The 25,313-nt window shown below is 41.7% G+C and carries 18 protein-coding genes; 16 read left to right on the top strand and 2 right to left on the bottom strand.

Translation table 11 applies throughout. The features are described 5' to 3' along the window. Positions 1–48 precede the first annotated feature (48 nt). The 10 genes from RS893_RS06785 (at position 49) to RS893_RS06740 (ending at position 14,129) form a co-directional block, all read left to right on the top strand. Positions 49–648, top strand: coding sequence for a hypothetical protein (locus RS893_RS06785; RefSeq protein ID WP_315790452.1), 600 nt, complete (start codon positions 49–51; stop codon positions 646–648). A 135-nt stretch (positions 649–783) separates the two neighbouring features. Beyond that, positions 784–1,350 (top strand): hypothetical protein, encoded by a 567-nt coding sequence (locus RS893_RS06780; protein WP_315790451.1) that lies wholly within the window; start codon positions 784–786, stop codon positions 1,348–1,350. A 53-nt stretch (positions 1,351–1,403) separates the two neighbouring features. Then, positions 1,404–2,324, top strand: a complete 921-nt coding sequence (locus tag RS893_RS06775) for a fimbrial biogenesis chaperone (RefSeq protein ID WP_315790450.1) — start codon at positions 1,404–1,406, stop codon at positions 2,322–2,324. Positions 2,325–2,548: 224 nt separating this feature from the next. Further along, complete coding sequence (locus RS893_RS06770) at positions 2,549–5,623, top strand: carboxypeptidase regulatory-like domain-containing protein (protein ID WP_315790449.1); 3,075 nt, start codon at positions 2,549–2,551, stop codon at positions 5,621–5,623. A 315-nt stretch (positions 5,624–5,938) separates the two neighbouring features. After that, complete coding sequence (locus RS893_RS06765; protein WP_315790448.1) at positions 5,939–7,771, top strand: protein kinase domain-containing protein; 1,833 nt, start codon at positions 5,939–5,941, stop codon at positions 7,769–7,771. 56 nt (positions 7,772–7,827) lie between these two features. Next, positions 7,828–9,342 carry a serine hydrolase gene (locus tag RS893_RS06760; protein WP_315790447.1) on the top strand — a complete coding sequence of 505 codons (1,515 nt, stop codon included), beginning with the start codon at positions 7,828–7,830 and terminating at the stop codon, positions 9,340–9,342. Positions 9,343–9,413: 71 nt separating this feature from the next. Further along, positions 9,414–9,575, top strand: a complete 162-nt coding sequence (locus tag RS893_RS06755) for a hypothetical protein (RefSeq protein WP_315790446.1) — start codon at positions 9,414–9,416, stop codon at positions 9,573–9,575. A gap of 75 nt (positions 9,576–9,650) precedes the next feature. After that, on the top strand, positions 9,651–9,974 hold the full coding sequence (locus RS893_RS06750; RefSeq protein ID WP_315790445.1) for a GNAT family protein: 324 nt from the start codon (positions 9,651–9,653) through the stop codon (positions 9,972–9,974). Between the two features lie 412 nt (positions 9,975–10,386). Further along, positions 10,387–12,030: a hypothetical protein gene (locus RS893_RS06745; protein ID WP_315790444.1), complete on the top strand. Its 1,644-nt coding sequence runs from the start codon at positions 10,387–10,389 to the stop codon at positions 12,028–12,030. A 323-nt stretch (positions 12,031–12,353) separates the two neighbouring features. Further along, a complete protein-coding gene (locus RS893_RS06740) occupies positions 12,354–14,129 on the top strand; it encodes a protein kinase domain-containing protein (protein ID WP_315790443.1) in 1,776 nt (591 codons plus the stop codon). A gap of 292 nt (positions 14,130–14,421) precedes the next feature. Here RS893_RS06740 and psbC read toward each other — a convergent pair whose 3' ends face one another. Both psbC and psbD read right to left on the bottom strand, forming a co-directional pair. Then, on the bottom strand, positions 14,422–15,807 hold the full coding sequence (gene psbC / locus RS893_RS06735; protein ID WP_315790442.1) for a photosystem II reaction center protein CP43: 1,386 nt from the start codon (positions 15,805–15,807) through the stop codon (positions 14,422–14,424). Continuing rightward, positions 15,791–16,846, bottom strand: coding sequence for a photosystem II D2 protein (photosystem q(a) protein) (gene psbD / locus RS893_RS06730; protein WP_009458955.1), 1,056 nt, complete (start codon positions 16,844–16,846; stop codon positions 15,791–15,793). Before psbD ends, psbC begins: the two co-directional genes overlap by 17 nt. A 396-nt stretch (positions 16,847–17,242) precedes the next feature. Between psbD and RS893_RS06725 the strand changes: the two genes are divergently transcribed. The 6 genes from RS893_RS06725 to RS893_RS06700 all read left to right on the top strand — a co-directional run bounded on the left by RS893_RS06725 (position 17,243) and on the right by RS893_RS06700 (position 25,032). Continuing rightward, positions 17,243–17,812, top strand: coding sequence for a photosystem I assembly protein Ycf4 (locus tag RS893_RS06725; RefSeq protein WP_315790441.1), 570 nt, complete (start codon positions 17,243–17,245; stop codon positions 17,810–17,812). A 195-nt stretch (positions 17,813–18,007) separates the two neighbouring features. Beyond that, a complete protein-coding gene (locus RS893_RS06720) occupies positions 18,008–18,826 on the top strand; it encodes a peptidylprolyl isomerase (RefSeq protein WP_315790440.1) in 819 nt (272 codons plus the stop codon). A gap of 72 nt (positions 18,827–18,898) precedes the next feature. Then, positions 18,899–20,122 carry a beta-ketoacyl-ACP synthase gene (locus tag RS893_RS06715; protein ID WP_315790439.1) on the top strand — a complete coding sequence of 408 codons (1,224 nt, stop codon included), beginning with the start codon at positions 18,899–18,901 and terminating at the stop codon, positions 20,120–20,122. 192 nt (positions 20,123–20,314) lie between these two features. Continuing rightward, on the top strand, positions 20,315–21,757 hold the full coding sequence (locus RS893_RS06710) for a folate/biopterin family MFS transporter (RefSeq protein WP_315790438.1): 1,443 nt from the start codon (positions 20,315–20,317) through the stop codon (positions 21,755–21,757). Positions 21,758–21,924: 167 nt separating this feature from the next. Beyond that, positions 21,925–23,430, top strand: coding sequence for a carotenoid oxygenase family protein (locus RS893_RS06705; protein WP_315790437.1), 1,506 nt, complete (start codon positions 21,925–21,927; stop codon positions 23,428–23,430). A 312-nt stretch (positions 23,431–23,742) separates the two neighbouring features. Continuing rightward, entirely contained in the window at positions 23,743–25,032 is a 1,290-nt protein-coding gene (locus RS893_RS06700) for a Glu/Leu/Phe/Val dehydrogenase (protein ID WP_315790436.1), read from the top strand. The last annotated feature ends 281 nt before the right edge of the window (positions 25,033–25,313 follow it).

Here is a 25,313-nt window from a genome sequence, read left to right as displayed (position 1 = left end):
TTTGCAATTTACGTAATTTGACACAAACACGAGGAGCAATTTTTAATCATGAAAAACAAAATTCTCGCTATTGCTGCGACTGCTGGTACCGCGATTTTGGGCAGTTCTCTGTTATCTGCACCTGCTCAAGCTTTAACTCAGAGTCAAAATGTAACTGTTAACTATACAGTACCAGAAATTTTGTACCTGCGGACTTTCCAAACAGTTAATATGACTCTTGACACGACCTTATTGGGTGCAACATTAACAGCACAAGGCAATGGCTTTGTTGGCAAAGATTACGACCCTACTAACCCCACAGTTACTATAGATCCTGCCACAGGTACTGCTGATTTCCCTCTTGATCAAACTAGTCCTTTTGGAAATTTGGCAGCCATACAACAAACAATTCCAGAGTTATACGCGGTTTGGTCAAACTCTGATCAAAACGTTAGTGTAGACTTATTGACAGGCTCAAGCACAACTTTAAATGAACCAGGTGGTAAAACTATAGCTATAAACGACATTACCACTTCCACTCCTAGTTTTGCTGCTCCTGGTTTAGATACTCCTCAGGTGGGAGATGCGACTCTAGACTTGGATTTAACCAATGCTACAGTGAAGGGCATCTATACTGGCACAATTGTTGTCACTGTGTCAACTCCATAACTAGAACTCAGCGCTTGTTCTGCAAGCATCTTGCCTACTCTCTCCATCAGGTGGGCAAGATAACCACCGCAAAAAGCTATAGATGGGGCATCTACCCATCATTTATTTCTTGATTTTTTTCAAAAACATAGCCACATGGTCAGCGATCACCAAGTAAACTGCAAATTCTATATTCAACGCTGTCTTGGGGTCGTAGCAGCTTTCTTAATTTTGCCGCATTTCCAAACTACAGCACAATCTCTAGATGTGTCGGAGCCAACGCAAATATATCAGTTAGCGACTCCCCAAAAACTGACCATTCCTCCTCAAGAATTAGGGGAGGTTTTACCTAATTCCTTTAGTGAGAAGGTAAAAGATGAACAAGACTTGCTAGCTCCACCTCTATTTAATCCGATAGTCGTTCGTGAGTTACCAGGTCTATGGCAGATGCGGGTTCCCATCGATCAGGTCGGTTCTCTCTATACTACCTATGATCTCAAGGGAGTGAACGGTCAGGTGGATGGGTTTAGTAACAATCAACGTGGTGATCAGGCAATGCAAGTTTCTGTAGAACCATTGCCAATTATTGAAATATCGCGTGATGAAGCTACCAATACAGCTTTGGTGCAGGGAGGTGTGCGCTTGCGATTCAACCTTTCAACTGCCCGTACAGCAGGTAGCTATGGGGGCGTGCTATCGGTAACGGTGAATCGGCGTGAGTAGAGGATAACGCTTTACCTAAAAAAGGTGTGTGAAGGAGTGAAAATTTCATAGAAATGTTTGCAAAAGCAACAAAAATAGCCTTAACTCTAATTGGGACATTTGCCTTGGGGATACCAAGTGCGATCGCAGCAATTAATATTGGTGTCAATCCACCTCGAATGGAACTGGAAATTGGTAGCAAAACACGTACGCAAACGATTCGTGTCATCAACGTTTCCTCTAAGCCTGTGGAACTCAAGGCTTATGTTCGCTCATGGCGGATGAGTGAAAATAATAGACTGGAAGAAATTCCATCTGGCGAAGAATCATTGGCACGATGGATTGTTTTTACGCCCTCGCAATTTACTATCCCACCTCGTAGTTCTCAAACCATACGCTTCAATGTCCGTCCCAGAACCAAACCAAAATCAGGGGAACACCGGGCGATTATGTACTTAGAAGAACTTCCTTCAGCAGAAGAGAAAGCGAGTGGCATTAAAACTGTTGCCCGGTTAGGCGTGGTAATTTATGGTTACGTAGGAGATATTAAAAGGGTTGGCGTCCTCAACTCAATTACTGTAAATACGAAGACACAGACTCAGCCAACAGCAGTATTTGATGTTTCTAGCCAAGGTAACGGTTACGTACGCCTTACAGGGCAATATTCAATCTGGCCTGCGGCAAAATATCCAGGCGCTAAGACAACAAAACCCATAGATAGTTTAGGAAGACCAGGAAAAAAAATCCCAGAGAGTATTCTTGATGCGGGAATGTTACCCAACTCCCCTATTTTGCCTGCGTCACGTCGACGTCTGTTACTGCCTATCATCAAAAAATTACCTCCTGGTAACTACGTTTTAGACCTCAACGGTGAGTTGAATGGCATAAAAATTGACCAAGGTATACCCTTTACTGTTTCAGCACCTACTACCCAAAAGTCTCAAACTCAGCCTAATACTTCTCGTAATTTAAAAAATCCTCTTGGCACCAGATAGGGATTGCTGCTTTAAAGCAGAAATTATTTGGATAAATCTGCATCTATAAATCTTTTATTACTCTTGCTGATTTTCCTAGCAAATAAAGTTCCTAGCTACACGAACCAAGTCCATCCAGATGGACTTTAGAAAAATCTAAATTCATTTACTGCCTAGAAATTCTCTAGGTGGTGATTCTTTGCTTGCCTAAATTCCTTATTCTAATACAATTTTTGTGCTTGAGTATGCTCTATCCAGCTTTACCACCTGCACCGCCAGTCCTATCAATTACATTACAGCCAGAGCAGGTTATTGAACGAAAAATTACAGAAAAACAGCTTTTTTCTGAGCAACAAAAAATTATTGCAGAAGCTACTTTAGAGAATAGCAATAATGATATTGCTTCAAAAGCACAAAAATCAGAATTATCATTAGAGCAGGAAGAACTAGAGTTTCTTGATAATCAGCTTGAGTTAGCAGATCAACACTATAAATTGTTAGCAGCTATATTTAAAGCCCAAAGTGTTATACCGGAGTTTTCTAATAGGCAAGCTACTTCAACAACAGTTTTATCAACTCCAACAGCGTCTATGAATACGCCTGTTTTGGTAAATCAATCTTCCGAAGTTCAGGTAATTGCCGGTCTGCCATCGGATCTAAAAAATAATAATCAACAATCTTCTAATAATTATGCTACTACAGAAAAACTGAAATTAATATCTCCAGGCAGTATAGAAGTATCTACAAATAATATTAAATCAGTGGAAGATGCTAAGAATGATTATGCATCTGTGAATAGAGATTCTAGCAATCTTGCTCAAAATATAAAATCTGTAGAAGGCACTTTTTTAGTTGGAGTAATTATTAATCGGCGGGAGGTTGGTGGTCTAGAAATTCGTCTTGATGGAAATACTATCTTAGTACCTTTAGAATCATTTGCAGAAATTGCTAATCTTATAGTTACTAATATTAATGGTAAAATCAAAATAAAAACTCCTTTAGGAGTAGTTGATTTAGCTGAAAATAGTCTGAAGAAAATCGATGGAGTTACATACATTAGCGATATTTTACTAAAAGAAAAATTAGCTACACCAATTGAATTTAAAGCTTCTGATTTAGCTTTAATTGTTAACTTACCCTGGCAACAAGATAATAGAGAGTTTGGACAACCCACTCCTGAATTAGAACCAGAAGTCAAACCTCCTAGCAGTACCCTATCAAGTCTAAGGCAAGAATTATATCTTTATAGGAATTCTGAAGATACAAATTTACGCAGTTCTACTCTTTTGGGAGGAAGGCTGGCAGGAGGAACATGGCGTGTTCGTCTAAATAATAACTTTGAGAATGTACCAGATGTTTCTGAGTACTTTTTCTATAAACGTGAAAATCGGTTTCGCTATCAAATTGGTCGGCAACAAATAGGTTTACATCCTCTACTCAATAGTATGGATTTGACAGGAGCGCAAATTGGTTTTACTAATTTGCCTACTGATAGCTTGTATCAAAGTTACAGTGCTTCCGAACTTTTACCCAGACGTTCTCGACCTTTGCAAACATTTCGGGGAGAAGCACCACCTGCAAGTTTTGTGCAGTTAAGAGTAAGTGGAATTGTAGTTGCCCAGCAACAGGTCGGATTGAATGGAGTATATGAATTTGTTGATGTCAGATTGCCTGTTAGCAATAGCAATGAAATAGAACTATTAATTTATGATCGCAACAATCTTAGCGTACCAACAGAAATTCGCTCTTTAAGACTGAATACTTCTGACTTACTACTGCCAGCTGGTGGCAATGTGCAGTTAGCTGGATTGGGATTAAGTGGTAATTTAGCCCAAAATGCTTTATTTTACGGTTTCAATGGTGATGCTGGAGAGCCAGTTGGATTTTACCAATTTCGTCAAGGACTTTCTAATAACTTAACTTTTGAAGGAGCAATTCAGGCTATCCCTGATACCTTGCAAGCACAAGCAGGCTTTGTTTGGCGACCAGCAAGTCCTGTGATTCTTGCTACAAGTCTTGGTACATCACGTGGTGAATTAGGTTACACGGCAGATTTAGATGCAGATTTTGGTAAGTTGGAAATCCTGGGTAATTCTCAGTTGTTTCCATCTGGATATTACTCCAACAACGGATCAGGCGATCGCTACAATCATAGCCTAGAAGTTAATTACCGTTTTAGCAATACTTTTAACTTAGGATTTCTTGCTCGTAGCCGTCAAAGTGATGGTGATGATGCAACTAATTATATTTTGCCTACGTTTGCAGTAAATCCTTTTTCGGGCTTATCTTTAAGGGGCAGACCAGATATTGAAGGACAATATATATTCAACGCTTTTTATCAAATATCTCCAGTAAGCAGACTGTCTTTTAATACTTTTAATGATATTTATACTTCTGATTTTAGCTACAACCTGAACAGAGAATATCAATTTTCTTTAGGTGGTGAATTTGGAGGTGATTTGTCTCCTCGTTATACTGTTGCCGTCAATCGTAGTTCTCAGAGTTTGGGTGGTTTGAATTGGAGATTAGGACTTGCATACAGTGATGGAGATGTAGGGCCAGTTGTTGGGGCAAGTATGCAAGTACTTCCGGGCTTACTTGCTAGAGTGGATTACCAAGGTATTCCTTCTAGAAGTAAAAACATAGTTGGGGGATTTGGAGATGATCGTCTGACAATTTCTTTAGTATCAGATTTGTCTTTTGCTGCTGGTAAACCTACTCCTGCAAAATCTTATGGTTTGGGACGCGAAAGAGGTGGAATTGCCGGACGAATTGTTGTCGAAGGAGAAAATAAAGATTTTAATCTAGCAGGAGCTGCCATCCGTGTAGTTGATAGTCGTAATAAAATAGTTGGTGGATCTCAAACCGACTCTTTTGGTAACTTCTTTGTTAGTAATTTACCAGAAGGTGTGTATGTGGTTGAACTTGATCCAAACAAATTACCAGTAGAACTTTCTACGGTCAAAACTAGTATAGTAGCGGAAGTAGCGTCATCTGCTGTAACTCGTCTAGATTTCCCTGTGAGAGAAGAATATGGTATGGCTGGAAAGATCACTGATGCAGCTGGTCAACCTGTAGCAGAAGCTAAGGTGGAATTAATAGGTGCTGACGATAAACCAGTGACATCTAGCGTAACAGATGAATTTGGTTTTTATCGCTTTGATAGTGTTCCTGTTGGTAAGTACACAATCCAAGTTCCTTCACAGGATGCTACTGCACCAAGCGATAATCTTCCCAAGCGAGTAGTGCAAATTAAAAATGAGTTTGTTTTTGATCAAAATCTGCAATTGCCAATCTCGGCGGCGGCTAAGAAAAAATAAGCCAGAAGTTTAAGGTGTTAAATTCCCTTCTTCCTGATTACGGGAAGAGGGGAATATTTTCTGGATCTAAATCTAGCTACAAAAAGTAAAGTTACGTCTAATGTGAATTCAAAAATCGAACACCGATGCACACCGATGTACACGGATAGACACAGATAGATTTTCTGTTGGTGGTTAATTGTTAATTGCTGTTAGCTGTTAATTTTGGTGACAGAAGCAAATTTACAGTTTTACGTGAGTTGATCACTGATTTTTCTGGAATTTTCTGATAAATAACTGTATCTATGTTGAAATAGATACCATCTAGGAAAAAGTATGAACACACCGACGCTGTTAAACAATCGCTACAAACTTTTGGGTGTGCTTGGCAGTGGTGGATTTGGAGAAACTTTTTTAGCAGAAGATACTCAGATGCCTTCTGGTCGTCGTTGTGTGATTAAACAACTCAAACCTGTGGTTGATAATCCCCAGGTTTACCAATTGGTGCAAGATCGGTTTCAAAGAGAAGCGGCAATTTTAGAAGAATTGGGTGATAGTAGTAATCAAATTCCTAAGCTGTATGCCTACTTTACTGAAAATGGACAGTTTTATTTAGTTCAAGAATATATAGAGGGTTACACCTTAACCCAGATAGTGCAACAACAAGGGTTAATGAGTGAAACTTCGGTAAAAGATATTTTGATCAATATTTTGCCGATTCTTAACTATGTCCACAGTAAGCATATGGTACACCGGGATATCAAACCGGACAATATTCTGATTCGTAGTTTTGATGGCAAACCAGTTTTGATCGACTTTGGCGCAGTCAAAGAAACAATGGGTACGGTGGTAACTCCTTCTGGGAACTCTAGTCGATCAATTGTGATTGGGACACCAGGATATATGCCAATGGAACAAACTGCTGGACGACCTGTGTTTGCTAGCGATATTTATAGTTTGGGGTTAACAGCAATTTATTTGCTCACAGGTAAGATTCCCCAACAGTTGGCAACTGATCCTGCTACAGGTGAAATTTTGTGGCGGCCTTATGCTTTGAATGTTAGCCCTAGTTTGGCAATGGTGTTGGACAAAGCTATTCAACAATCACCACGCGATCGCTATCTTAATGCTAGAGATATGCTGGCAGCTTTGCAAAGTGGATCAACACCAGCAGCACCTACAGTACCAGTTTTCCAGAATCCAGTACATACTGTACCACCACAAGGGCAATATGTACAGCAACCGCCAACAATCAACAATCAACAACCACAAGTAGTCCAATCTCCACCACCTTCCTATCCACAAGGGCAGTATATACAGCAACAACCACAGGTTGCTCAATCTCCACCACCTCCACAGATTCCTCACCAACAGCAAGTGTCTTACCCCCAACCGACTACATCCCAAAACCAAAACGGTTTAGGTACTTGGCAGCAAGCTGTGATCTTAGGCAGTGTCATCGGCGTATTTATCGTCGGTGGTTGGTGGATGATGGAGATTTTTAGAAATAATTCTTCAGAACAAAATCAGTCTGTGACAAGAATTAGTCCTTCACCAATTGCATCTACCTCACCTTCTGTCACCCCTTTGATAAATTCCCAACCAATATCAATTTCTACTCCAGGACGTAATGTTATTCCTGCTTCACCCACACCGATCATAACTTCATCTCCTGAAACTACTCCGATTGTTTTACCACCGACAAATGCCTCGATTTCCCAAACAGCAGCTGTAGAGGTATTGAAGAATTGGATCACAGCTAAACGGGAAATATTTGCTTCTCCCTACAGAACAGATATAGGAGAACAACTACTCACAGGTAAAGCCCATAGAGACAATATTAAAAAAACAGATGATCCTGATCTCTGTCTGGCAAATGGTGGTAATGAAGAAGAATGTCTCAGTTCTGTTGATTGGTTGCAGAGAAATAATGCTCACTACAACTATGGAGTACAAAGTCTTGATGCAGTCAAAAATTTCAAAGCGAGTGGCGATCAAGCAACTATAGAAGTGGAAATTACAGAAGAACGCACGCTGATCAAAGATGGCAAAGTAGATCCAACCAATACTTCCTTTGATACCCTATTGGTACGCTACTCTTTACAATCCGAAAACGGTCAAGTCAAAATCGCAGATTATAAAACTATTAGAACAGTGCGTAAGAGTTAATTTTTTCTAGTTTTTACCTTATAATTTCTGCCTTATAGTGATTTAAGGTGTAGCTTGTGGATCAGCAATCCAAACGACAACCAGATAGTCGCGATCGCAAAATCGCTGAACTTGAAGCCAAGTTACAACGTGCTTACCAAGTTATTGAAAATTTACAACAAACAAATATTGAATTACAAAGGCAGATTGCAGAATTTAATAGTGCAGGAAATCAAAAATCTGTTTTGCCTACAACTCTTATAGCTGCTTCACTTCCACAAAAGGTACATGCGCAAAACAAGCAAACTATAGGTAAGCGCCGAACAACTCCACCTCAGAGCAAACATACTGCAATTATGAATAAATCTCGTTTCAGGAAATTACCACACTTACAATTTTACGGACTCATTGCTTTAGTTGTATTAACAATAGTTAGTTTGTTCGGTTTTAGCTCATTCTTTGCACAAAGAGCGAAGAATAAAAATTCCGAAACACTTAATAATTCAGCTATACAACCACAACTTACTTTCCCGACTCAGCAACCAATAATTAATCCTCCAAATCCTGTTATTAATCAACCTGATTTATCTAATCCACCAGTTAACTTACCATTAGAATCCTCTTCTCAATTAGCCAAAATAAATTTAGATTTAATATATAATATCAAAACACCTCCTAATTTAAAAAAAAGTGATGGATTAAGTAGTACATTAAAAAATATATTAGATTATGTCAAAGATAAAAAACTACCAACAGAGAGCTTATCCATTACATTAATAAATTTAAATACAAATACAATTGCAGGTTATCAACAAGACATGCCTAGATATCCTGCCAGTGTAGTTAAACTATTTTGGATGGCTATTCTAGAAGCCAAAATCAAACAAGGTTTAGTTCCACTTCACCACACTCTAAATTCTGATTTAAATGCAATGATATTGAAATCAGATAACGATGCTGCTAGTCGTATAGTTGATGTTATTAGTGGAACTTATTCTTATGAAAAAAAATTAACAGATGAACAATTTCAAGTATGGAAAAAACAGCGACAATCATTAAATTATTTCTTTCAAGAAGCTGGATATAAAGATATTAATGTTAGTCAAAAAACCTATCCTATTGCTTATCTAAAAGTTACAGAACCCAAAGGCGCTGATTTACAGTTACGTGGTGATAATCCTAATCAGCCAAAGCGCAACAAAATTACAACCTACCAAACTGCCAGACTGATGTACGAAATTTTTACAGGTCAAGCTGTTGGACCTGAATATAGCGAACAAATGGCTGGTTTGTTAACTAGAGATTTACGTCCAGAAGCATGGAAACTACAGCCACCGAATCCAGATGAATTTAATCCTGTAGAGAATTTTTTGGGTGAATCTTTAGCTAATGATGCAGATCAAATCGTTTTTGCTTCTAAAGCAGGTTGGACTACTGCATCTCGTCAAGAAGTCGCCTATGTGGCAACTAAAGACCGCAAGACTCGTTATATTATTGCTATTTTTGGAGAAGATCCAGCCTACGCAGCTAGTCAAAATGCTTTTCCAGATATTTCTCGGCTTGTGTTTGATCAGATGAGGAATCGTAAATAGACCTGATGTATTTGTAGTACATAACTACATTAACCATAAAAGTCTAAATAAAACTGCATGGATAACACTGTTTGTCAGATTCAGCAACCGACTCTGCAAACCCAAGACTAACTTTGCGACCATTTTGCCTTGCAGATGCAGGTGATGTTCAACATTTGGCTGGTGTGCGGGAAATTGCTGCAATGACTCTTACCATTCCCCATCCTTATGAAGATGGCATGGCCCCAGAGTGAATTAAGACTCATCCAACAGCATTCAGCGAAGGTAAAGATGTCAACTTTGCGATCGCCTTAAATCATACAGGTAAATTGTGTGGTGCGATCGGTTTGGGAATTAACCAAGAACATAACCACGCAGAATTAGGTTATTGGATTGGCAAACCCTTTTGGGGGCAAGGTTACTGTACACAAGCAGCCCAAGCAGTATTGCGATATGGCTTTGAAAAACTAGGACTGCACCGCATCTGTGCATCTCATTTTTCATCTAACCCCGCATCGGGACGAGTTATGCAAAAAATTGGTATGACTTATGAAGGATGCCGCCGTCAGCACATATTAAAATGGGGTCAATACGAAGACATTATTGATTACGGAATCCTCAAAAGTGAGTGGCAGAATTTAGAGAGTTCATAAAACTAAATCTTCCCCTCGTAAACGAGGGGATTGAGGGAATTTTGAGAATTCATCCAATAAGTCTACAGCACTGCGTAAAATCCTAAACTAACTCAGATAAATAAACAAAATAAATCTCTGATGGGAAACATAGTTGTTTGCATCAGTCTACTTATTTTTTAGAAAAAACACTTACAGATAACATACACCCATATGAATAATCTATCTGTGTGCATCTGTGTGCATCGGTGTTCGTATCTAAAACATAATTATCTGTCACAGCTTGAAACCATATCAACGTAATATATAAAACCTTCTACAACTTATTTTTTCCACGTAGTCGTTAATAGATCAACATTGGCAAATTTTTTCGTAAATCCTACTAACAAAAATCTCATTTATTAAGGTATTCAATTAACTCAGAGGAGAAAAAATGTACCGCATCCTATTTATATTGACTCTGATCATCACTTTTAGCTTATCAGGGTGTCCTTCTGTACATTTACAGAATTCTGCTACCACCCCCCTGTTTAAGAATCTAGGCAACTATCATCATCCAATTTCCACAAAATCGCAACTTGCCCAGCGCTACTTTGACCAAGGTCTAATTCTGACATATGGTTTTAATCATGCTGAGGCTGAACGTTCTTTTCGACAAGCAGCTAAACTCGACCCAAACTGTGCTATTTGTAACTGGGGAATAGCCTTTGTCCTTGGTGCAAATATTAATGCTGTTATGACTGATGAGGCTGTGTCTCCTACTTGGGAAGCCCTAAAAAAAGCACTACAACTTAGTGATAAAGCAAGTGAGAAAGAGAAAGCTTATATCCAAGCATTGGCAAAACGCTACTCAGCAAAAGTAGTGGAAAAGCGTAAATCTCTAAATCTCGCTTATGCAAACGCGATGCGAGAAGTAGCGAAACGTTACCCAGACGATTTAGACGCAGCGACTCTGTTTGCTGATGCGGTGATGAATACTATGCCTTGGGATTACTGGCAAGAAAATGGCGAACCTAAGCCGGAAACTCAAGAAATTTTGCAGACATTGGAAGCAGTATTAAAACGTAATCCTAATCATCCCGGGGCTAATCACTTATATATCCATGCTGTGGAAGCTGTAAAACCTGAATTGGGTATTGCAGCAGCCGATCACTTGGGTAATTTGGTTCCTGGTTCAGGACACCTCGTACATATGCCTTCACATATCTATATCCGTGTCGGGCGATATCACGATGCTGTTGTAGCAAATCAAAAAGCTACTGCTGCCGATAAAGAATACATTACCCAATGCCACAAGCAAGGTATGTATCCTCTAGCCTATGTACCACATAACCATCATTTCCTCTGGGCTGCTGCCACAATGGAGGGCAACGAAAAACTCTCTATGCAAGCTGCTTATGATACCGCAGCTATGGCAGATGAACAGAAAATGCGGGAACCGGGGTATGGAACATTACAACATTACTATTCCATACCGCTTTATACCATGACTCGGTTTGGTAAGTGGGATGAGATTTTAGCAGAAACAGTACCAGCCAAAGATTTGCAGTATGCAAATGGAGTTTGGCACTATGCGCGAGGAACTGCCTTTAACGCCAAAGGTCAATTTCAAGAAGCTACCCAGGAATTGGAAAAGCTAAAAGTGATCGCCACTGACCCAGCATTGACAAAAGTGACAATTTGGGATACCAACACTACAGCCGCTCTATTGAAAATTGCTGTTGAGGTTTTAACAGGTAAACTCGCTGCGAAACAAGGTGATTATAATCAAGCGATCGCTCACCTTAAAACAGCTGTCAGTCTGGAAGACAAACTCAATTATGACGAACCCCCACCTTGGCATTACCCCGTCCGCCAATCTCTGGGAGCAGTTTTACTCCAAGCCAATCAACCAGCAGAAGCTGAGATTGTCTACCAACAAGACTTGCAGCGCTTTCCAGAAAATGGCTGGTCGTTGGCAGGACTTGCCCAGAGTCTAGAAGCACAAGGGAAAACCGAAGCAGCGCAGGCAGTACAAAAGCGTTTTCAAGCTGCTTGGAAGAATGCCGATTTACCGATGACGGTAGCGCAACTTTAATAGTTATGTCTGATGTGAATTAAAGCTGTGGCAAAATTATATTGTAAAAAATCGTAGACGCGCTCATAGGCTTCGGTGCAGGGTACACAGATGCACACAGATGCACACAGATAGATTATGCGTTGGTAGCATGTTTGTAAGAGAATGACTAGAAGGTGGTATTGCTGTTAAAAACACAACTCTCTCCGGATATTAGGGGAAGGTTTTTATGAGTACTGAATAATTTGGTAGACTTGACATCAGCCAAGTTTTATACTTGGAAGCATAATGGGAAATAGCGCTTTGCGTTGTTTTTAATTTGACAGCAAAAGGATGTCAAGCACATGCTGCTCAATAACCGCTATCAAGTTCTTAAGAGTTTGGGAAGCGGTGGATTTGGTGAGACTTTCTTAGCGGAAGATACTCAAATGCCCTCCCACCGTTGTTGTGTAATTAAACAACTCAAACCCATTCAGAACAATCCCCAGATTTACCAACTTGTACAAGAGCGGTTTCAACGGGAAGCAGCTATTTTGGAAGACTTGGGTGGTTCTAGTGACCAGATTCCCACACTGTATGCTTATTTTCAGTTAGATAGTCAATTTTACTTAGTCCAAGAGTGGATTGAAGGTGATACGTTAACTTCTAAGCTCAAAGAGCAGGGCTTATTTAGTGAAGGTGCTGTCCGGGATATATTAGTACATTTGTTGCCAGTTTTAGAGTACGTACATTCCCGACAGATTGTTCACCGCGATATCAAACCGGACAATATTATTTTGCGTCATCGCGATCGCAAACCTGTGCTAATAGATTTTGGTGCAGTACGGGAATCGATGGGAACGGTGTTGAATTCTCACGGTAGTCCTACTAGTTCGATTGTGATTGGTACACCAGGATATATGCCCAGTGAACAAGCAGCAGGTAGACCTGTTTATTCTAGTGATTTATACAGTTTAGGCGTAACGGCTATTTACTTGCTCACAGGCAGACAACCCCAAGAACTAGAAACAGACCCACGCACCGGAGAAATTATTTGGCACAATCACGCTGTAAATATTGGCCCCACACTAAAGTCAGTAATTGATCAAGCAATACAGTATCATCCCCGTGATCGCTTTGCTAGTGCCAAAGAAATGCTAGATGCTTTACAGGGTGTAGTAAGTCCAATTCCGCCTACAGTACCTGTGCTGACTCAACCACCAACGCCATCTCCACCACCTCCAACTATCAATTTAGATACACCACCCAAGCATAAAGGTAATAGCCGCAATAGTATCTTGATGGCCAGTGCGATCGCAGGCGGTTTCATCGGTGCATCTGTGATTATTGGTTGGGCATTCACAAAGTCTTTTCAACCGTCTTTAGAAAAGCCACTAGTAACTTCACAGACTCCGCAAATCTCTAAATCTCAAGTTGCAGAAGAAAATAAGGCTTCCTTATCACCTTCTAGTTCATCTATAAATAAAACTCCTCAACCTCAAAAAGAGTCAAATCCTACCACTGCTCCCAGTTCTTTTTATTTCCTAGCAGATTCTGCTTACCCAAATTCACAAACAGCTGCTAAGCAAGTGCAAGCTTTACACTCAGCAGGTTATTCCCAAGCGGGAATGTTTTGGATACCAGAATACCCAAATTTGTCAGGACAAGAATTATTTGAAGTTTATGTAGGCAAGTTTAGCGATCGCAACAGTTGCATTAACCTGCTGAAAACTTACGGACAAGACAATACCCAAGCCTATTGTGCTTTCGCCAGTCAAGATGCAAATACATCACCAGACAGGTTGTATTTCAAGGAAATTTCTACTCCATCAACACCATCAGTTGCTACTACCATTGTCAAAGATTATTCCTGGCTTTCTGAAAGACTCGTAACAGACTCAGATTTAGATGCAAAAGATGGATTTGAGTTGGATATTATGCGAAATTCTATTTTTGCGCGTCACGGTCGTCGTTTTGACACTCCCGGCTTGCAAAAATATTTTGATAGTCAGCCGTGGTATCGTCCCACGTATTCACCACAGGAATTTCCTGCTAACTTATTATCAGAAATAGAGCGACAGAATGTTGAATATATTGCAAAATATCAAGACCGTTACAAGCGTAGATATTTTAAGAAATAAGTAATATTATATCCGCTTGAAAACTCGTATTGTTTGTTGAGTCGTTAATTGGTAATGGGTAATCGGTAATTGATGATAGTTGGTTTTTTTCTAGTATTTCATGCTTAATGTGAGTGATGGATTTGACTAAAATAATGTTTTAGAAATTGAACACAGATGGACACCGATGCACACAGATGGACACAGATTTATGGGTGTGTATTTTAGTATTTATTAGTGTAAATAATGAAAAAGCTCCTGCTTTGACACAGGAGCCTTTAGCTATTGATTGTCAGTGATGAAACTTTAAAACCTAGTCGAGGTCTTTCATGAACAATACTGGTTCAGTTTCACGGTCAATACCTTTCTCGAAACCACCAGCAGCAGCACGAGCGCGACCAGCGTGCCACAAGTGACCTACTAGGAAGAAGAAAGCTAATACGAAGTGAGAAGTTGCCAACCAAGCGCGGGGGTTGACATAGTTGAAAGAGTTAGGCTCAGTAATAACTCCACCCACAGAGTTAAGAGAACCGTTGGGAGCGTGGGTCATGTACTCAGACGCACGACGAATTTGCCAAGGCTGTACGTCGTTCTTGATCTTGTCGAGATCCAAACCATTAGGTCCACGCAGAGGCTCTAACCAAGGGCCACGGAAATCCCAGAAGCGCATGGTTTCACCACCAAAGATGATTTCACCAGAAGGAGAGCGCATCAAGTATTTACCAAGACCGGTAGGACCTTGAGCGGATGCAACGTTAGCACCAAGTTTTTGGTCACGAACCAAGAAGATGAAAGATTGAGCTTGAGAAGCTTCAGCGTTGGTTGGGCCGTAGAACTCGCTAGGATAAGCGGTGTTGTTGAACCAAACAAAGCAAGAAGCAATAAAGCCCATTAAGGACAAAGCCCCCAAGCTGTAGGAAAGATAAGCTTCACCAGACCAGATGAAAGCACGACGTGCCCAACCAAAAGGCTTGGTGAGAATGTGGAAAATACCACCAAAAATACAGATTAAACCAACCCAGATGTGACCACCGATGATGTCTTCCATGTTGTCGACACCAACAATCCAGCCGTCGCCACCAAAGGGAGACTTAAGCAGATAACCAAAGATCACAGCTGGGTTCAATGTGGGGTTGGTAATCACACGTACATCACCACCACCAGGCGCCCAAGTGTCGTAGACACCGCCGAAGAACATTGCCTTTAGTACCAACAAAAAGGCGCCAATTCCCAAAATGATCAGGTGGAAGCCGATGATGTTGGTCATCTTGTTCTTGTCTTTCCAGTCGTAGCCAAAGAAAGAGGAGTACTCTTCTAAGACTTCTGGACCACGGATGGCGTGGTAAATTCCACCAAAACCCAGGACGGCAGAGGAGATCAGGTGTAGTACACCGATGACAAAGTAGGGATAGGTGTCTACAACTTCACCACCAGCACCAACTCCCCATCCTAAAGTTGCCAAGTGGGGTAGCAGGATTAAGCCCTGTTCGTATAAGGGCTTTTCGGGAACAAAGTGAGCGACCTCAAATAAGGTCATTGCACCAGCCCAGAAGACGATCAAACCGGCGTGGGCGACGTGTGCGCCCAGTAGTTTACCGGAGAGGTTAATGAGACGGGCGTTACCAGCCCACCAGGCAAATCCGGTGGAATCTTGGTCACGTCCGGCTCCCAAAACGCCAGGTCTAGAGAGCGTTACCACGAGGTAATACCTCCTCAGGGAATACAAATTTCTCGTGTGGCTGATCTTGAGGAGCCATCCAAGCACGGATACCCTCGTTCAGCAAAATGTTTTTGGTATAGAAGGTTTCAAATTCGGGGTCTTCAGCAGCCCGTAGTTCTTGAGAAACGAAGTCGTAAGCCCGCAGGTTCAACGCCAAGCCAACGATGCCGATCGCACTCATCCATAAACCAGTCACTGGCACAAACAACATGAAGAAGTGTAACCAGCGCTTGTTGGAGAAAGCAATCCCGAAAATCTGAGACCAGAAACGGTTTGCTGTCACCATTGAGTAGGTTTCTTCTGCTTGGGTGGGGTTGAAAGCACGGAAGGTGTTTGCCCCTTCACCATCTTCAAACAGCGTGTTTTCTACTGTTGCACCGTGAATTGCACACAACAGCGCACCACCCAATACACCCGCTACTCCCATCATGTGGAACGGGTTGAGTGTCCAGTTGTGGAATCCTTGTAAGAACAGTAAGAAACGGAAGATTGCTGCGACTCCAAAGCTGGGTGCAAAGAACCAACTCGACTGTCCCAATGGGTACATCAAGAATACAGATACGAATACCGCGATGGGAGCAGAAAAGGCTATGGCGTTGTAAGGACGAATTCCCACTAACCGAGCAATTTCAAATTGACGCAGCATAAAGCCTATCAATCCAAATGCTCCGTGCAGCGCTACGAATGTCCACAATCCACCCAATTGACACCAACGCGTGAAGTCTCCTTGCGCTTCTGGACCCCACAACAGCAGCAATGAGTGTCCCATTGCGTCTGCTGGTGTTGATACTGCTACTGTTAAGAAGTTACAGCCTTCTAAGTAAGAAGATGCTAAGCCGTGGGTGTACCAACTGGTGACGAAGGTTGTACCGGTCAGCCATCCCCCCAGTGCTAGGTACGCACAAGGGAATAGCAATAAACCAGACCATCCTACGAATACGAAGCGATCGCGCTTCAACCAGTCGTCGAGAACGTCAAACCACCCTCTGGTAGTACTACGTCCGATTGCGATGGTCATCGAACTAAAATCCTCTTTTTTACTAAAATTGCAACGTTATTGAGGAATTAACGTTTTTTTGACACTAACACGAGATGCTGTTATGCATCTGAATTTTATGAGAAACTACTGCTGAATCAGTCAGGTTTTCTCAGGGTTGTGTCATTAAACTACAATGCCAGCTGTAAATTTAGCTAGCAATTGCTTAATGCTTCTTAACTTACCATATTTATCTTGGTTTGTGCCTGATTTACATACGCAAATCAGGTATTTAGCACAGACCTATTAAATATTATCAATATCAGAAATTTTACAATCTGACATAACTTTTCTCAGAAATCTTAAAAGAAACTTGCAATAGATCCATAGACAGTGGCAGACTTTTAGAGGGAATTTATCAATCGCCAAGGTAGTTCCATGACGACATCAACAACCATCAACAAAGACGAACGCGTCTTACATCAAAAGGTTCTCGGTTCACGTCGGTTGAGTAACTACTGGTGGGCAAGTGTTGTGACTTTAGGCGCCACAGGCTTTTTCTTAGCGGCGCTATCTAGTTACCTGCGTGTTAATTTACTCATAGTTACCGACCCCACTCAACTGATTTTTGTCCCACAAGGATTAGTAATGGGATTTTACGGTGTAGCTGGTCTACTCCTGGCCTTGTATCTGTGGTCAGTAATTTTATTGGATGTAGGTGGCGGATACAACGAGTTTGACCGGGAAACTGGCAAAGCTAAAATCTTCCGTTGGGGTTTTCCTGGCAAAAACCGTCGTATTGAAATTGACCTGAACACCAAAGATATACAATCTGTAAAACTACAGATTAAAGAAGGTCTCAATCCTCGCCGTACTCTCTATTTACGTGTTAAAGGTCGTCGAGATATTCCCTTAACAAGGGTTGGTCAACCGATGCCTTTAAAAGACATAGAAATTCAGGGAGCAGAGTTAGCTAAATTTCTGGGAGTTCCTTTAGAAGGTTTGTAAGAGATAGGGTATAGGGGTGTAAGAAAATAATATCTTTTATACATATACAGGCTATGATCGCCAACAGATGATTTTTACTTCTGCCCTAGTGCCTTCTGCCTTCTGCCTTCTGCCTTCTTCCTTCTGCCTTCAAAACATTACCCATCCTCGCAATCAGAAGCTAAGATACACTGGTTGAGTCTATAGAACTGGCTAATGCGGTTAAAATTTTCCGAGTTTTTAGTTGTATTTGTGATTGTCAGTGTCTTGCTGGTGGGTGGGTGTTCTACACAACAAGTATCTTCTGAAACTTCATCTCCTTCACCAACGGCCACGGAAGCAAGCACTAACGCAACTCAAGAAACAACTACAGAGGCAAAATCTGTATTTGAAGCTACACAAGAGGCGATCCCTGGAATGAAAGATTTACCAAGACTTGAAGGCAAAGCTACCGTAGTAATGACTGTCAAAGGTTCACCAATTACTATTGAAGTAGACGGTACTAATGCCCCCATTACTGCTGGTAACTTTGTAGACTTAGTACAACGGGGCGTATATGATGGTTTAGTTTTCCATCGAGTCATAGGACCTCAGAGTAATCCACCACAAGCTCCTTTTGTCGCTCAAGGTGGTGACCCCCAAAGCAAAGACCCAAAAGTTTCAATCAATAGGTTAGGAACAGGCGGTTTTATTGATCCGAAAACAGGTAGTGAACGCTATATTCCCCTAGAAATTAAGCCGCAAGGAGCAGAAGCCCCCATCTATGGCAAAACATTGGAAACAGCTCGCATAAATCAACCACCCGTGTTGACACATAAACTTGGTGCAGTCGCAATGGCGCGATCGCAAATGCCCGATTCTGCTTCCTCACAGTTTTACTTTGCTTTAGCTGATTTAGGTTTTCTAGATGGTAACTACGCTGTGTTTGGCTACGTTACAGAGGGCATGGATGTAGTGAACAAAATTCAACAAGGCGATCGCATCGACTCGGCTAAAGTTACCCAAGGCGCAGAAAATTTGAAAAACAAGAATTAGTTGTTAGTTGGTTGATAAATACTCGAACCACCAACCACCAACCACCAACCACCAACCAACAGTTATTCAAACTTGGTAGAAGTCGTTGTTACTGGTATTAGTCTAGTTTCTGCCCTGGGCAAAAGCCTAGCAGATAGCTGGCAGCAATTACTTGCTGGTAAATCCGGTATTCACATCTATCAACCGTTTCTAGAATTAGAACCTCATCCTCTTGGGTTAATTGACAAGCAACCAGCACAGGTAAGAGTACTGACTCAACAGCTGGTTGCTTCTGTATTACAAGATGCTGGATTAGTTTCTCCTGTACCAAATTGTGGCGTTGTCATTGGTTCGAGTCGCAGCCATCAAGCAGCCTGGGAAGAAATGGCGAAGTGGATGTATCTGGAGGTAGAAAGTGGGGGGAGTGTGAGAAGTAGGGGAAGTATGAGGAGTAGGGGGAGTGAGATAAATATTTTCCCCCCATACCCCTCATACTCCTCACACCCCGCCTACTCTTGTTGGCTCGACACTCTACCACATATGAATGCGATCGCTGCTGCAAGACAAATTGGTGCGACTGGGATTGTTTTAGCACCGATGGCAGCCTGTGCTACTAGTATTTGGGCGATCGCTCAAGCTACATTCCTCATTCAATCTGGACAATGTCAGCAAGTGATGACAGGAGGAACAGAAGCAGCAATCACGCCTCTGACTTTGACTGGCTTTCAAAATATGGGTGCTTTGGCAAAAACTGGGTCATATCCCTTTGATTTGCACCGTGAAGGCTTAGTTTTAGGAGAAGGGGGAGCAATGTTCATCCTGGAATCGGCAGAGTCAGCCAAGCAGCGCCAAGCAAAGGTGTATGGAAAGATACTCGGTTTTGGCTTAACAACGGATGCATATCATCCCAATACCCCAGAACCAGAAGGCAAGAGTGCGATCGCAGCCATTAAACAATGTTTGGAACGTAGTCACCTCACACCAAAGGATATTGATTATATCCATGCTCATGGTACAGCTACACAAATCAACGATCAAATTGAGAGTAAATTAATACAAAACTTATTTCCTCAAAGCGTACCAGTGAGTTCAACCAAAGGAGCTACAGGACATACTATCGGAGCGTCGGGAGCCTTGGGTGTGGCTTTTTGTCTCATGGCGTTACAGCAACAAATACTACCGCCATGTACAGGGTTAAAACAGCCAGAATTTGATTTAAATCTCGTAAAAGAGGCACGTAAAACCAAAGTTCAACGGGTGTTGTGTTTCAGCTTTGGATTTGGAGGTCAAAATGCTGTATTAGCACTAGAAAAATAAAAATTCAATATTCAAATGATCTTATTTAAAAAATAAATAGCTTAGAAATTTTAATTACTAAATTTTACACATTCATCTGTAATTTCTCTGTGATTTCAACAAATTTTGACTGCTAAATGCTCCTCCTAGACGGTATTTAAAGAAAATAGATAAGATAATAAAAGTCGATAAAACTTAAAAAATATTTATCTAATGCTGGTTTCCTCCTCTGGCTTGTCCAAGGTCAAAGAATCTATAAAAGAAAAGATTTTTTTTGGCAACGAACCAACTGCTGAGTTAATTGCCATTCTTACGGTTTACTTTGTCCAAGGAATTTTAGGGTTGGCACGTTTAGCCGTCAGCTTTTTTCTCAAAGATGAACTAGGCTTAACGCCAGCCCAGGTATCAGCCTTGATGGGTATAGTTGCTCTACCCTGGATAGTCAAACCACTATTTGGTTTTATTTCTGATGGCTTTCCCATCTTTGGCTATCGACGACGCCCATACTTGGTGTTATCAGGCATAATGGGAGCGGCTTCTTGGGTGAGCTTAGCAACAATTGTTCACACACCCGTAGTTGCAACAGCAGCGATCGCTCTTGGTTCTTTATCTGTTGCTGTCAGTGACGTCATCGTTGACTCATTAGTTGTTGAACGAGCAAGAGTAGAATCTCAAGCAGAAGCAGGTTCCTTACAATCTTTATGCTGGGGTGCTTCTGCCTTTGGTGGTTTGATTACTGCTTACTTTAGTGGTGTACTGTTAGAGCATTTTAGTAATCGCACCGTATTTTGGATTACTGCCTCTTTTCCCCTCATAGTTTCAGCAGTAGCTTGGTGTATAGCCGAATCTCCTGTAAGTCAGGATGAGAGTGAAAATGATCACACCAACTTGCGATCAATCCAGCATCAGCTGGGACAACTGCGCCAAGCAATTACTCAAAAAGCTATTTGGCTACCGACGGCATTTCTCTTCATCTGGCAAGCTACGCCAACTGCGGAATCGGCCTTTTTCTTCTTCACTACAAATGAATTGCATTTTCAACCAGAGTTTTTAGGGCGAGTCCGCTTAGTAACTAGCGTTGCTTCCTTAGTAGGTATCTGGATCTTCCAACGTTTTCTCAAAACCGTCCCCTTTCGCGTCATTTTTGGTTGGAGTACTGTGCTTTCAGCCACTTTAGGAATGACGATGTTGCTGTTGGTAACTCACACAAACCGCGCCTTAGGCATCGATGATCACTGGTTTAGTTTAGGTGACAGCCTGATTCTTACAGTCATGGGACAAATTGCCTACATGCCAGTGTTGGTACTAGCAGCCAGACTTTGTCCATCAGGAGTCGAAGCAACATTATTTGCCCTGTTAATGTCAGTGACTAACTTAGCAGGACTGCTTTCCTACGAGTTCGGTGCAATATTAATGCATTGGTTCGGAATTACAGAAACAAATTTTGAAAACCTCTGGCTTTTAGTAATTCTGACTAACATCAGTACCTTATTACCGCTACCATTTCTCAACTGGTTGCCTGCTGCTGATTCTCAAACCAAGACACCTAAGAATTTACCACCAGCCTCAGTACCAGATCATGAAGAATCTTTTGTAGCCAACATGATGCCAGAGTTAATGCTACGAGAACTAGAGTCGGAAGTAGCTAGGGACTGAATCAGTGAACAGTGTAGACGCGTTCATAGGCTTCCCTAGGGTACAGTGATCAGTTTAATTTGAGAACTGATAACTGATAACTGATTATTTGTCCCCCTTTTCTCCCGTGTCTCCCTTGTCCCCAATCTCCTATCACCTATCCCCTATCCCCAATTCCATTTCAAGACATGCAAACTTTAGGAACTCAAGAACAAAATTCTCATACCTCAACAAAATCCTATAGCCGTAATGATTGGCAAGGTGGATATAAATCTTTAAAACAAGAATTTGATTATTGGATAGATGATATAGAAGGGCAAATTCCACCAGAACTTAACGGCACGTTGTTCAGAAATGGCCCTGGTTTACTAGATATAAATGGGCAACCAATTCATCATCCCTTTGATGGAGATGGGATGATTAGCCGCATTACATTTGCAAATGGTCGCGCTCACTTCCGCAATCGCTTTGTCCGTACTGCTGGATATTTGGAAGAACAAAAAGCCGGCAAACTTCTCTATCGAGGTGTTTTTGGCACACAAAAACCAGGGGGTTGGCTTGCCAATGCCTTCGACTTTAAACTCAAAAATATTGCTAATACTAATGTCATCTACTGGGGTAATAAGCTACTGGCTCTTTGGGAAGCAGCAGAACCCCATCGCCTCGATCCCCATACACTAGAAACTTTGGGCAAGGAATACTTTAACGGTGTGCTGTCAGAAGGTGAAGCTTTTAGCGCCCATCCCCGTTTTGATCCTAGTTGTGAGTTTGATGATGGTAAACCTTGTTTAGTAAACTTTTCTATCAAGCCGGGTCTATCTACAACTTTTACTATTTTTGAGTTAGACACAAAAGGCAAGATTATTAGAAAGCACGCCCATAGTGTACCAGGTTTCGCTTTTATCCACGATTTTGCTATTACTCCGAATTACTGCATATTCTTTTATAATCCTGTAACTTTTAATCCCATACCTTTTGCATTGGGAATGCGTGGTGCAGGCGAATGTATTAAGTTTCAACCCAATCAACCGACGCGAGTGATTATTATTCCTCGCCGAACCCTTAATAAGGACGGACTAAGGGGAGTGCAAATTCTCGAAACTCATTCTGGGTTTGTGTTTCACCATGCCAATGCTTTTGAACAAGGTAACGAGATTATCATCGACTCTATTTGTTACGAATCTCTACCAGAAGTTGAACCAGAAAGTGATTTTCGACAGACTAATTTTGATGCTCTCAAGCCTGGACAACTCTGGCGTTTTCACCTCAATCTCCAAGAACAGACTGTACGGAGAAACTTGTTAGAAAGCCGTTGTTGTGAATTTCCGACTTTGCATCCTCAAAAAGTTGGGCGATCGCATCGCTATTTGTATATTGGTGCTGCTCATGCTCCTAGTGGTAATGCTCCCTTGCAAGCGTTTTTGAAGATGGATCTGGAGTCAGGAGAACGGCAATTATGGAGTGCTGCACCCAGAGGCTTTGCTAGCGAACCAGTATTTGTACCCCGTCCCTATTCTCAAAGGGAAGACGATGGTTGGGTGTTAGCTTTGGTTTATGATGCTAGTTGCGATCGCTCAGATGTTGTAATTTTAGATGGCCGTAATTTCAACCAGGGGGCAGTAGCAAAATTACATCTAAAACACCATATCCCTTATGGTTTACACGGTAACTTTACTCCTGAAGTGTTTGTTTAAATTCTTTGTGTCTTAGTATCTTTGTAGTGAATAATTACCAAAGCCAAGGGGCAAACTTAACTATTTTTTCACTTCAAAGACAAAATCAAATAGGAAATGAACACAGATAACAAGTATGTTTTTTATCTGTGTTCATCTATGTGTATCTCTGGTTACACTATCTTACTACCTTTGGACTAGCCAAAAAAGCTACATCTAGAGAAAAATGTAACATAAACTACAAAATTTCTATTTTTTTCTAAAAAAAAGGCTAGTCTAGACATACAGATCCGGTTCGATAAGGATTTTGTAGAACCGTGATTGGGAGAATCTATGATTTCAACATCTCTACAACCACTGGAAGCTCCTTCTCCAGCGTATATTTGCCCACTAGACCAGGCTTGTAGCTACCTGGAAGCAGCAGGACGAGAATTAAAGCTAGATCAAGGTCTGTTGGAAGTACTTAGTCATCCACGTAAAGTAGTTACAGTGTCGATTCCCGTAAAACGGGATAGTGGCGAAATACAGATTTTGGCAGGACATCGGGTGCAGCACTGCGATGTTTTAGGTCCCTATAAGGGTGGGACTCGTTACCATCCGGCGGTGACGCTACGAGAGGTATCAGCTTTGGCAATGTTAATGACCTGGAAATGTGCGCTACTTGGTATTCCCTACGGTGGTGCTAAAGGAGGCATTGCTCTAGATCCAAAACGTTACAGTGTTGGTGAACTAGAACGAATCACACGACGTTACACCAGCGAATTAATCAAAGATATTGGACCTAGTATAGACATCCCTGCACCGGATATGGGTACTTCTGCCCGGGAAATGGCTTGGATGATGGATACTTACTCTGTGAATGTTGGTCATGCTGTGCCAGGAGTTGTAACTGGTAAACCCCTGTCTATCGGTGGTTCACGGGGACGGGAAATGGCAACGGGACGCGGCGTAATGATTATTGTTAGGGAAACGCTAGTTGATCGAGGTAAATCCTTAGCGGATGTGCGAGTAGTGATCCAGGGTTTCGGGAATGTAGGCGGGGCAGCGGCTTTATTATTCCACGAAGCCGGAGCGAAGGTGATAGCTGTTGCGACTGGATCTGGAGGAGTTTATTCCAAAGAAGGTCTTGATATCCCTGCTTTGAAAGCTTATGCGACTGAGAACCGTAGAAGTGTTGTTGGTTTCCCAGATGCAGTACCAATTAGCAATGCTGAGTTACTAACTTTACCCTGTGATGTGTTGATTCCCGCAGCTTTGGAAAACCAGATTACAGAAGAAAATGTAAATCAGGTGCAAGCCAAGATAGTTGCAGAGGCGGCTAATGGCCCAGTAACTCTAATGGCAAGCCAAGCACTAGAAGCACGGGGTGTAACTGTATTACCGGACATCTTAGCAAACGCTGGCGGCGTAGTGGTGAGTTATCTAGAGTGGGTGCAAGGTCTTTCTTACGTATTTTGGGATGAGGAACGCGTTAACCGTGAAATGGAACACTTAATGGTGCAAGCATATCGCCAAGTGATCAAACACTCAAAGACAAGGCAAATTTCTCTAAGGTTGGCAGCTTATACTTTGGGAGTTGGTCGGGTTGCCCAAGCGCTTACTGATAGAGGCTTGTATCCTTGAATTTAGCAGATAAGATCAAGCATATCGACCACCGATACACACAGATACACACAGATAGATTATCGGTGTTTATCTGTGTGCATCTGCGAAAAGTTTGTAGACACGGAGTGGCTTAAGGCTAGGGTGCGGAGGTTTCCTCCGTACTCTTACGAGAAGTCGCTTACGCGCCTACGCGCAGCGTCCCGGAGGGAACCTCAAAGCTTTTCAAGAGAGTGTTCGTTTCTCCCAAAAACGCTGGGCGATCGCTTAAACTCTTCCTAAGTACTTTTTTATTCCTGTAG

Source organism: Fischerella sp. JS2 (genome assembly GCF_032393985.1).
Lineage (GTDB): Bacteria > Cyanobacteriota > Cyanobacteriia > Cyanobacteriales > Nostocaceae > Fischerella.
Note: the sequence above shows the minus strand (reverse complement) of the source record. Positions and strands in the feature narration are given on the sequence as shown.

Excerpts from the sequence above, each read along its gene's own strand:
- RS893_RS06780 (WP_315790451.1), top strand. The coding sequence starts at position 784 with ATGGTCAGCGATCACCAAGTAAACTGCAAATTCTATATTCAACGCTGT.
- RS893_RS06785 (WP_315790452.1), top strand. The coding sequence starts at position 49 with ATGAAAAACAAAATTCTCGCTATTGCTGCGACTGCTGGTACCGCGATT.
- RS893_RS06740 (WP_315790443.1), top strand. The coding sequence starts at position 12,354 with ATGCTGCTCAATAACCGCTATCAAGTTCTTAAGAGTTTGGGAAGCGGT.
- RS893_RS06720 (WP_315790440.1), top strand. The coding sequence starts at position 18,008 with ATGCGGTTAAAATTTTCCGAGTTTTTAGTTGTATTTGTGATTGTCAGT.
- RS893_RS06725 (WP_315790441.1), top strand. The coding sequence starts at position 17,243 with ATGACGACATCAACAACCATCAACAAAGACGAACGCGTCTTACATCAA.
- RS893_RS06745 (WP_315790444.1), top strand. The coding sequence starts at position 10,387 with ATGTACCGCATCCTATTTATATTGACTCTGATCATCACTTTTAGCTTA.
- RS893_RS06775 (WP_315790450.1), top strand. The coding sequence starts at position 1,404 with ATGTTTGCAAAAGCAACAAAAATAGCCTTAACTCTAATTGGGACATTT.
- RS893_RS06700 (WP_315790436.1), top strand. The coding sequence starts at position 23,743 with ATGATTTCAACATCTCTACAACCACTGGAAGCTCCTTCTCCAGCGTAT.
- psbD (WP_009458955.1), bottom strand. The coding sequence starts at position 16,846 with ATGACCATCGCAATCGGACGTAGTACTACCAGAGGGTGGTTTGACGTT.
- RS893_RS06770 (WP_315790449.1), top strand. The coding sequence starts at position 2,549 with ATGCTCTATCCAGCTTTACCACCTGCACCGCCAGTCCTATCAATTACA.
- RS893_RS06710 (WP_315790438.1), top strand. The coding sequence starts at position 20,315 with ATGCTGGTTTCCTCCTCTGGCTTGTCCAAGGTCAAAGAATCTATAAAA.
- RS893_RS06705 (WP_315790437.1), top strand. The coding sequence starts at position 21,925 with ATGCAAACTTTAGGAACTCAAGAACAAAATTCTCATACCTCAACAAAA.
- RS893_RS06765 (WP_315790448.1), top strand. The coding sequence starts at position 5,939 with ATGAACACACCGACGCTGTTAAACAATCGCTACAAACTTTTGGGTGTG.